Source organism: Collinsella aerofaciens, assembly GCF_001404695.1.
In the GTDB taxonomy this organism is placed as follows: Bacteria; Actinomycetota; Coriobacteriia; order Coriobacteriales; family Coriobacteriaceae; genus Collinsella; species Collinsella aerofaciens_E.
Map to the genome: position 1 here is coordinate 1 of NZ_CZAQ01000049.1, position 8,409 is coordinate 8,409.

The window sequence follows — 8,409 nt, forward strand, 5'->3', positions numbered from 1 at the left end:
GTCGGCGTCCATGGTTCCTCCTTCAACGTTAATGAAGGATAGCCCGTCGCGGTGACATCGGATTTATGTCACTCCTGGTCTAACAGAGCCAAAGAAATTGCACCCCTTGGTTTCGATAAGTATTTTGAGCACATCATCCTTGTCGAAGACACAACCGAACATAAACCCGCACCCGCACCCATGCTCGAATATCTCCGACGTGCGGGCGCGAATCCTGGCAACGTCGTCTACGTTGGCGACACCGTCTACGACGAACAATGCGCAACTTCAGCAGGGGTCAGTTTTGCCAGAGCGGCATGGGGATCACACCAAGACATCCCAAATGCCACCTACAACCTCGAAACCCCCAACGACCTGTTAACCCTAACAACCAAATAACCCACGCGTCCCACCCTTTCAGCCCCAACGCCACAAGGGCGACGACCTCGAGTAGGTCAACCTGGGAGGGACGAGGGCTTAGTTCCCCAATCTTTCCGCAGGGGGCAAAAAGCCTCGCCGCACGAAGTGCGCAGCGAGGCTTTTTGCATGCCCGAGGACGATTGGGGAACTAAGCCCTCGTCCCTCCCCGGGATATGTAGCGAGTCAGAGTACCCTTGCTGTTACTCTGCTTTGCCCACAGAGTTGAGGTTGGTCATGCGGATCTTAACCAGCTCGGTGATCTCACGCATACCCTCCTTAGCCGGCTTCTTGGGATCGAAGCAGGCAGGGTTCTCGGCCATGTAGGCCATGAAGCCTTTGGTGTAGGCCTGACGCAGCTCGGTGGCGTAGTTAACCTTGCAGATGCCGTTCTTCACAGCCTCGGCAACCTGCTCATCGGGCACACCGGAGGTGCCGTGCAGAACCAGCGGCACGTCGACGGCGTCGCGAATGGCCTTGACCACGGACTGCTCGATGTGAGGATCGCTCGTGTACACACCGTGGCTGGTGCCAACGCCAATTGCGAGGGAGGTACAGCCGGTGCGCTCGACGAACTCCTTGGCCTCGGCAGGATCGGTGTAGGGGCTCTCGCCCTCAACCGCGGGACCGTCGTCCTCCTTGCCGCCAACCTTGCCAAGCTCAGCCTCGACGGGCACGCCCATGGCGCGGCCAGCGTCGGCGACGGACTTGGTCAGGGCGATGTTGTCCTCGAAGGACTCGTGCGAGCCGTCGATCATGACGGAGGTGTAGCCCGTGCGGAAAGCCTGCATGCAGCGGTCATAGCCATCGCCGTGATCGAGGTGCAGGGCGACGGGCACGGAAGCGCGCTCGGCGGCAGCCTTGACCATGCCGTAGAAGTAGTCCAGACCAGCGGTCTTGATGGTGCCCGGGGTGGTCTGCATGATGACGGGAGACTTGGTCTCCTCGGCAGCGGCCAGAACGGCCATAACAAACTCGAGGTTCTCGACGTTGAACGCGCCGACGGCGTAGTGGCCGGCCTGAGCGTCCTTGAGCATCTTTTCGGTGGTAACAAGTGCCATGAGCGTTTGCTCCTCTCCCTCGCCCGCATCTGGACATCGGGCGTAGCTGTTCACAAGGCGTTTTACCTTGCGTTTTCTGCGCTCATTGTATGAAATTCAGCGGGTATGCATGTGCGAGATATTGAGCCCATGCAGGTCAATACAGTCGTTTTTGAAAAGTAAACGGAAGGAATTGGAGCTGAGTGGGCGTGTTCGATATTGAATTTTGGGCGTTCAGCGTCTTTCTTTTATAGAAAAGATAAGTAATCGAAAGGTGTTTTCTTACTCAAAAAGAAAATGAACGAAAATAGAGTCAACACAATTCCTGCAAATTTCAGACGATGATGGAGCAGATATGGCCCACGCAACAACCCGAGCTTTCGCCGACGAGCGTCGTTCCGCCATCATGGAGATGCTCGATCATAATGCCTCGGTGCAGGTAGCAGAAATCGCCCAGACCTTTGGCGTGTCCTCCGTCACCGCCCGCGCCGACCTGGACGCGCTCGCCGAAGCAGGCAAGCTGCGCCGCACGCATGGCGGTGCCGTATCGCTCCACAAACGCCTGACCGTTTCCACGCAGGATCGCCGCATCAACGTCAATGTCGCCGCCAAGCAGGCCATCGCACAAAGCGCCATCGAGCTCGTCAATGACGGCGACACGTTGCTCGTCGACTCGGGCACCACGGCGCTCGAATTTGTCCGCCTGCTCGACCAGCGCGACGGCATCACCGTCATCACGGCCGACATTACCATTGCCGATTACATCGACGAGAGCATGCCCTCAGTCGATGTCGTCATGCTGGGCGGGGCGCTGCGCAAAGGCCATCGTTATTTGTACGGACCGCTCACTATGCAGGCGCTCCAAATGGTCCATGCCGATCTGGCCGTCATGTGCCCCGGCGCCTTTGTCCCCAGCTGCGGCTTTACGACCGACTTTCCCCAGATGGCCGAGACCAAAGCGGCTATGGTCGGTGCCGCCCGTCAAAGCGTCGCCCTCATGGACGCCAGCAAGGTTAACGGACGCGGCATGTACCGCTTTGCCGAACTCGCCGACGTCGACTCCATCGTGATGGACAGCGACCCCGATAATGCCGTCGCCACCTCAATCGCCGAGATCGTCGACAACGCCCGCCCAAATCTCCTCATCGCCGGCGCTTAAACAAAAACCACCACAAAGGTCTCCTTTGTGGTGGTTGAGCATCAGAAGTGAATGTGTCGCTACTTGGACAGCTCGTCGGCGAGAACCTCGATCTGAGCGCGCGAGGCGTCGTTGAGCGAACCCAGCACGGTCACCTTGTTCTGCGCCAGGGTGATGTCCTTCATGCCCTCGAGCTCCTTGGTCATAACCTTGGCAGCGGTGGGCGCCCAGGAGCCGGCCTCAACGAGCGCCACCGTACGGTTCTGATAGGCGTGCTCGGCAAGCGTGTGGATAAAGGTGCTCATGAACGGGAAGATCTCACCCTGATAGGTGATGGAGGCGAGCACCAGACGGTCATAGCGGAACGCATCCTCAACGGCCTCGGCCATGTCGTCGCGAGCCAAGTCAAAGACGGAAACCTTCTGGCCGCGAGCCTCAAGCGCTGCGGCGAGCTCCTCGACGGCAGCTTTCAGATGCCCATACACGCTCGCATAGGCAATCGTGATGCCCTCGTCCTCGGGCTGATAGCTCGACCAGGTGTTGTAGGTGTCGAGGTAATAGCCCAGATTCTCGGTAAGAACAGGACCATGGAGCGGACAGATGATCTGGATATCCAGATCGGCGGCCTTCTTGAGCACGGTCTGCACGAATTTGCCGAACTTACCGACGATGCCAAAGTAGTAGCGGCGCGCTTCGCAAGCCCAGCCTTCCGGGTCCTCGATGTCGTTGGCGCCGAACTTGCCAAAGCCGTCGGCACTAAAGAGCACCTTGTCGGTGGACTCGTAGGAGAAGATCACCTCGGGCCAGTGCACGTTGGGGGCGCCGATAAACGTTAGGCTGTGGCCACCCAGGTCGAGCACGTCGCCCTCTTTGACGACCATCTTACGCTCGGGGTAGTCGGTGCCAAAGTAGTTGACCATCATGCGGAAGGCGCCCATGCTGGCCACTATCTGTGCCTGGGGGTAGCGCTCCATAAAGGCGGCGATGCCAGCAGAGTGATCAGGCTCCATGTGATGGATAACCAGGTAGTCGGGCGTACGTCCATCGAGCGCGGCCTCGAGGTTGCCGAGCCACTCGTCAACAAAACCACCATCGACCGAATCGGCGACGGCGATCTTTTCGCCCAAGATAACGTAGCTGTTGTATGCCATACCGTTCTCGGACACATCGTACTGGCCCTCGAACAGGTCAATGTCGTGATCGTCGACGCCAACGTAGCGGATATCCTTGGTGATCTCCATCAGGCAAAGCCTCCTAGATAGACAAAATAACCCGTCTATCATAGCACTCGGCAGCATTCCAACTGTTATCTGCCGGCATCCTTACCGATTGTTATTGAAATACGATAAATCGCCGTTTACCTGCGCAAACTATGAGCGTGGTATCGCCGTGCTATGTCGAATAATGAGCTGGCCGGGAATACGAATGGCAACGGTTTTGCCCGCCGTACCCGCCTCGGGAACCGCATGCTCGAATACCTCGCGTCCGCGCTGATGTAGATCGAATCGCACGGTCGTAAGCTCGTTGTGTGCCACAAAATCATCGAGCGAATCGTCGACGCCCACCACGCTCACGTCCTCGGGCACGCGCAGACCGCTATCGCGCAGCGCTGCAATCGCGCCATTTGCCATCTGGTCGTTTGCCGCATAAATCGCCGTCATGGCGCGATCGTGCTCGGCCAGATATCTGCCGGCCTCGTAACCGCTGTTGGCAGACCAATCGCCCTCGAGCGGCGCCTGCGGCTTAATGTGCTTACGCTCGAGTGCATCCTGCCAACCGGCGCGACGAAACTGTTCATCGACCGAGAACGACGGGCCGCCGATATAACGAATCTGCTCGTGTCCCAGCTCAAACAGATGATCCATGAGCAACAGCGAGCAGCCGTAATGGTCGGAATCGACCGTGGTCACGCGCGGATGCGCGTACATGGTAACGATGACCGTGCCAATGCCCGGCAGTGGATCAAACGTCTCAAAATCGGGTGCCATGCGACTCATGCCGATAATGATGCCGTCCACGGGCAGCGCGGCCATACGACGCGTGGCCTCGGCAAGCGAAAACTCCTCGGTCTTGGACATCTCGACCAGCGTGATGGCGCAATTATGCTCGCGAGCAGCGCTGGCGATGCCGTCGATCATTGAGAGGTTGCCAAACTTGGTGACATCGTTGATGCATAGGCCGACCGAATGGTAACGGCCGTCGCGCAGCGAGCGACCGGCATAACTCGGACGAAAGCCGAGCTCTTGCATAGCAGCCTGCACGCGCTGGCGCGTCTGCTCGTTAACGTTGGGCAAGCCGTTGGCGACGCGCGAAACCGTCTGCTGCGAAACGCCAGCAGCGCGGGCGACGTCGGCCATGGAGACCGGACGCGTACCTGTATCGTTGGACGGGCGCCTTGCCACAGGATCACCTTCACCCTTGCGAGATCTGAATAGCGTGAATGCCGGCCCGGGCAGAAATACATCCCGCGCCGAGGCCCGCTATCGTCGGACGCATGTTAACGTACTCTACTTTTTCTATCTGCATCTCTTCTGCTTTATAAGTCCATACGGCAGTACCGTTCACGGCTGAATTTCTACCGATTACCAGATTCTCAAAAAGTGACAAGCGATGTGTTATGAGTACGTTAACATAGCCCGTAACGTGCGGTATCGTGAACACTTGGTTCATGCCGCTTCAAGTTGTTAACGTACTCATAACGACGCAAAACTCACCCGTGCGCGCCAAGGAAAGGACTTCCATGACCACCCCCGACGAAAAGACACTCGCCACGCTCACCAAGCTGTTCAAGGAGGAGTTTGGCCCCATCGGCGACCGCCAGGTGCTCTATGTGCACGCGCCCGGCCGTTCCGAGATCAGCGGCAACCACACCGACCACGAGGGTGGCCACGTTATCGCCGGCTCGCTCGATGTCGCTGTCGACGGCATCGCCGTGGCAACCGATTCCAACAAGGTTCGCGTAGCCGACGAGGGCTATCCCACGTTTGAAATCGCGCTCGGCACGCTAGACGTTCAGGAGTCCGAGAAGGGCACGTCCGCAAGCCTCGTGCGCGGTATGGCCCACGAGATTGCAGCCCTTGGCGTTGAGCCTCACGGCTTCGATTTCGCCTTCACCTGCTCCGTCCCCTCGGGCGGCGGCCTTTCGAGCTCCGCTGCCGTCGAGGCCGCATACGGCCGCGCCATGGAGACGCTCTGGGGCGCGCCCGCCATTGAGCCCGTCGCGCTCGCGCAGATGAGCCAGCGCACCGAGAACAACTACTACGGCAAGCCCTGCGGTCTGATGGACCAGGCCGCCGTGTGCCTGGGTGGCCTCGCCTACATGGACTTTGAGGACCAGGCTCAGCCTAAGACCCAGAAGCTCGAGCTCAACTTTGAGGATCACGGCTATGCGCTTGTGCTCGTTAAAGTAGGCGCCGACCACGTGGCCGCCACCGACGATTACGCCGCCGTTCCCCGCGAGATGCAAGACGTCGCCGCCGAGTTTGGCAAGGCACGACTGTGTGAGGTAAACGTTGCCGACTTTGACGCCAAGCTCCCCGAGCTGCGTGCCAAGCTGGGCGACCGCGCCTGCCTGCGCGCCGTTCACTACTGGTACGAGAACGGCCTGGTCGACAAGCGCTGGGCAGCCCTGAACGCCGGCGACATTGACCGGTTCCTGGTTCTGACGCGCGAGTCCGGCGCCAGCTCCGCCATGTACCTGCAGAATGTCGTTGCCAAGCTGGGCTCCGAGCAGCCTTCGATGTATGCCCTGGCACTGGCCGAGCACGTGCTCGACGGCCGCGGTGCCGTTCGTATTCACGGTGGCGGCTTTGGTGGCACCATCCAGGCCTTCGTGCCGCTCGATCTGGTCGACACCTTTATCACCAAGATGAACAGCTGGCTGGGCGAAGGCTCTGCCCGCCACTACGCAATTACTGACAAGGGGGCTTACGCGGCATGGCTGTAATGACTGATGTGCGCGAGGCCGCACAGGGCCTCATCGAATATGCCATCCACCGATCGATGATCGGACAGGACGACCGCATCTGGGCCTACAACACCATTCTGGAGTGCATCGGCGCCACGGGCCCGGCGCTCGACATGGCCTGGGCGCTCCAGATCGAGAAGCTCTCGCTCTTGCACCCCGATACGCTCCCCGATTTTGACCTGGAGGGCACGCTTGCCGCACTTTCCGAGGCTGCCGTTGCCAACGGCGCCGCCGAGGACACGGCATCGGGCCGCGACCGCATCGCCATGCGCATCATGGGCGTGCTGATGCCGAGGCCTTCGGTTGTAAACGAAGAGTTCAACGGACGTATGGGCGTCAACGAGCCCCGCGCCGCAACCGACTGGTTCTACGGCCTGTGCTGCGACGCCGGCTACGTGCGCCGTGCCGCCATCGCGCGCAACATCAAATGGAGCGCCCCCACCAACTGGGGCGATCTTGAGATCACCATCAACCTGTCAAAGCCCGAAAAGGATCCGCGCGACATTGCCGCGGCCGGCGCCGCAAAGAACACGGGCGAGAAGTATCCCGCCTGCCAGCTCTGCATCGAAAACGAGGGCTATCCCGGACGCTCCGCCGCAGCCGACGGTGGCGCTCACCCCGCCCGCCAGAATCTGCGCGTTATCCCCATCCAGCTCGACGGCGAGCGCTGGGGTTTCCAGTACAGCCCGTATGCGTATTTTAACGAGCACTGCATCACGATGAGCTCCGAGCATCGCCCGATGCACGTGGACCGCAAGGGTCTGACCTGCCTGCTCGACTTTGTCGACCTGTTCCCGCACTACTTTATTGGCTCCAACGCCGACCTGCCTATTGTGGGCGGCTCGATCTTGTCGCACGACCACTTCCAGGGCGGCGCGCACGAGTTCCCCATGATGCATGCCGCCGAGGTCTCGCAGTTTAGCGTGCCCGGTTTTGACCAGGTCAGTGGTACCGTGCTGCAGTGGCCGCTCTCGGTGCTGCGCCTGCGCTCGCACGACCGCGCCCAGCTGCTCGACGCCGCCGAGAAGATTATCCTGGCATGGCGCGAGTGGACCGATGAGTCCGTGGGCGTCATCGCGCACACAGCCGACGGCGTGGCACACAACACCGTGACGCCCGCCATCCGCCGCGTCGACTCTCGCGGCAACGCCGGTGGCGAAATCTACGAAGCCTACCTGGCGCTTCGCTGCAACATCACGACCGACGAGCACCCGCTGGGCGTTTTCCACCCACATGCCGAGTACCACCACATTAAGAAGGAGAACATCGGTCTGATCGAGGTCATGGGCCTGGCCATTCTGCCGCCGCGCCTGGTTCCCGAGCTTGGCGCTGTCCGTGAGCATCTGCTGGCAGCCAAGGTCGATGCCAGCTACGATCTTGCCGGTGCGCTCGAGGGCGATGATCTTTGTCGCAGCCATGCCGCGTGGGCCGAGGACGTCTTTGCTCGCCGCGCCGACGAGCTTACGGCCGACAACGCCATCGATATCCTGCACGAGGAGGTCGGCGTGGTGTTTGGCCACGTGCTCGACAACGCCGGCGTCTTTAAGTGGAACGAGGCAGGACGCGCCGCCCAACAGCGCTTTATCGACTCGCTGTAGCATGCGAGTTCGAGCCTCATCAGCGGCCACAACATAACCGCCCACATGACAACGGCGCCCGCCGGCAACATCGCCGACGGGCGCCGTTTTATTGGTGCATCATAGCCGACCCCCTTGCACCAATTAGGGGTGTCCCCAGGTGTCGGCAGAAAAGGAACGTCCATTACAGTCGAAATTGTCAGCCCGGGACCGTCTCGGGCTACGATTGAGGCGCGCCCAGAACGGGCCGCCGACCGGGCGCCCGCGCACGGCCGAACGTCCCTGCCCCCG

Annotated in this window: 7 protein-coding genes; 4 read left to right on the top strand and 3 right to left on the bottom strand. The window is 60.4% G+C overall.

All coding sequences use genetic code 11. From position 1 onward, the window contains the following. The first annotated feature begins 51 nt into the window (after positions 1-51). Positions 52-378 carry an HAD family hydrolase gene (locus AQ996_RS09705; RefSeq protein ID WP_082435610.1) on the top strand — a complete coding sequence of 109 codons (327 nt, stop codon included), beginning with the start codon at positions 52-54 and terminating at the stop codon, positions 376-378. A 221-nt stretch (positions 379-599) separates the two neighbouring features. On the opposite strand, the gene AQ996_RS09135 is transcribed toward AQ996_RS09705, so the two are convergent. Further along, positions 600-1,457 carry a class II fructose-bisphosphate aldolase gene (locus AQ996_RS09135; RefSeq protein WP_022095149.1) on the bottom strand — a complete coding sequence of 286 codons (858 nt, stop codon included), beginning with the start codon at positions 1,455-1,457 and terminating at the stop codon, positions 600-602. A 334-nt stretch (positions 1,458-1,791) separates the two neighbouring features. On the opposite strand from AQ996_RS09135, the gene AQ996_RS09140 reads away from it, so the two are divergent. After that, positions 1,792-2,595, top strand: a complete 804-nt coding sequence (locus AQ996_RS09140; RefSeq protein ID WP_055252581.1) for a DeoR/GlpR family DNA-binding transcription regulator — start codon at positions 1,792-1,794, stop codon at positions 2,593-2,595. 59 nt (positions 2,596-2,654) lie between these two features. Here AQ996_RS09140 and AQ996_RS09145 read toward each other — a convergent pair whose 3' ends face one another. Then, positions 2,655-3,815, bottom strand: a complete 1,161-nt coding sequence (locus tag AQ996_RS09145; protein WP_055252583.1) for an FprA family A-type flavoprotein — start codon at positions 3,813-3,815, stop codon at positions 2,655-2,657. A 129-nt stretch (positions 3,816-3,944) separates the two neighbouring features. Continuing rightward, a complete protein-coding gene (locus AQ996_RS09150; RefSeq protein ID WP_055252586.1) occupies positions 3,945-4,931 on the bottom strand; it encodes a LacI family DNA-binding transcriptional regulator in 987 nt (328 codons plus the stop codon). 383 nt (positions 4,932-5,314) lie between these two features. Here AQ996_RS09150 and AQ996_RS09155 point away from each other — a divergent pair, with 383 nt between their 5' ends. Together AQ996_RS09155 and AQ996_RS09160 are read left to right on the top strand one after the other, a co-directional pair. Next, positions 5,315-6,520 carry a galactokinase gene (locus AQ996_RS09155; protein ID WP_055252588.1) on the top strand — a complete coding sequence of 402 codons (1,206 nt, stop codon included), beginning with the start codon at positions 5,315-5,317 and terminating at the stop codon, positions 6,518-6,520. Beyond that, positions 6,511-8,139, top strand: coding sequence for a UDP-glucose--hexose-1-phosphate uridylyltransferase (locus AQ996_RS09160; protein ID WP_055252590.1), 1,629 nt, complete (start codon positions 6,511-6,513; stop codon positions 8,137-8,139). Before AQ996_RS09155 ends, AQ996_RS09160 begins: the two co-directional genes overlap by 10 nt. Positions 8,140-8,409: the final 270 nt, after the last annotated feature.

What these genes read in the sequence shown, in the direction of transcription:
- AQ996_RS09160 (WP_055252590.1), top strand. Translation starts at nt 6,511, where the DNA reads ATGGCTGTAATGACTGATGTGCGCGAGGCCGCACAGGGCCTCATCGAA.
- AQ996_RS09155 (WP_055252588.1), top strand. Translation starts at nt 5,315, where the DNA reads ATGACCACCCCCGACGAAAAGACACTCGCCACGCTCACCAAGCTGTTC.
- AQ996_RS09135 (WP_022095149.1), bottom strand. Translation starts at nt 1,457, where the DNA reads ATGGCACTTGTTACCACCGAAAAGATGCTCAAGGACGCTCAGGCCGGC.
- AQ996_RS09140 (WP_055252581.1), top strand. Translation starts at nt 1,792, where the DNA reads ATGGCCCACGCAACAACCCGAGCTTTCGCCGACGAGCGTCGTTCCGCC.
- AQ996_RS09145 (WP_055252583.1), bottom strand. Translation starts at nt 3,815, where the DNA reads ATGGAGATCACCAAGGATATCCGCTACGTTGGCGTCGACGATCACGAC.
- AQ996_RS09150 (WP_055252586.1), bottom strand. Translation starts at nt 4,931, where the DNA reads ATGGCCGACGTCGCCCGCGCTGCTGGCGTTTCGCAGCAGACGGTTTCG.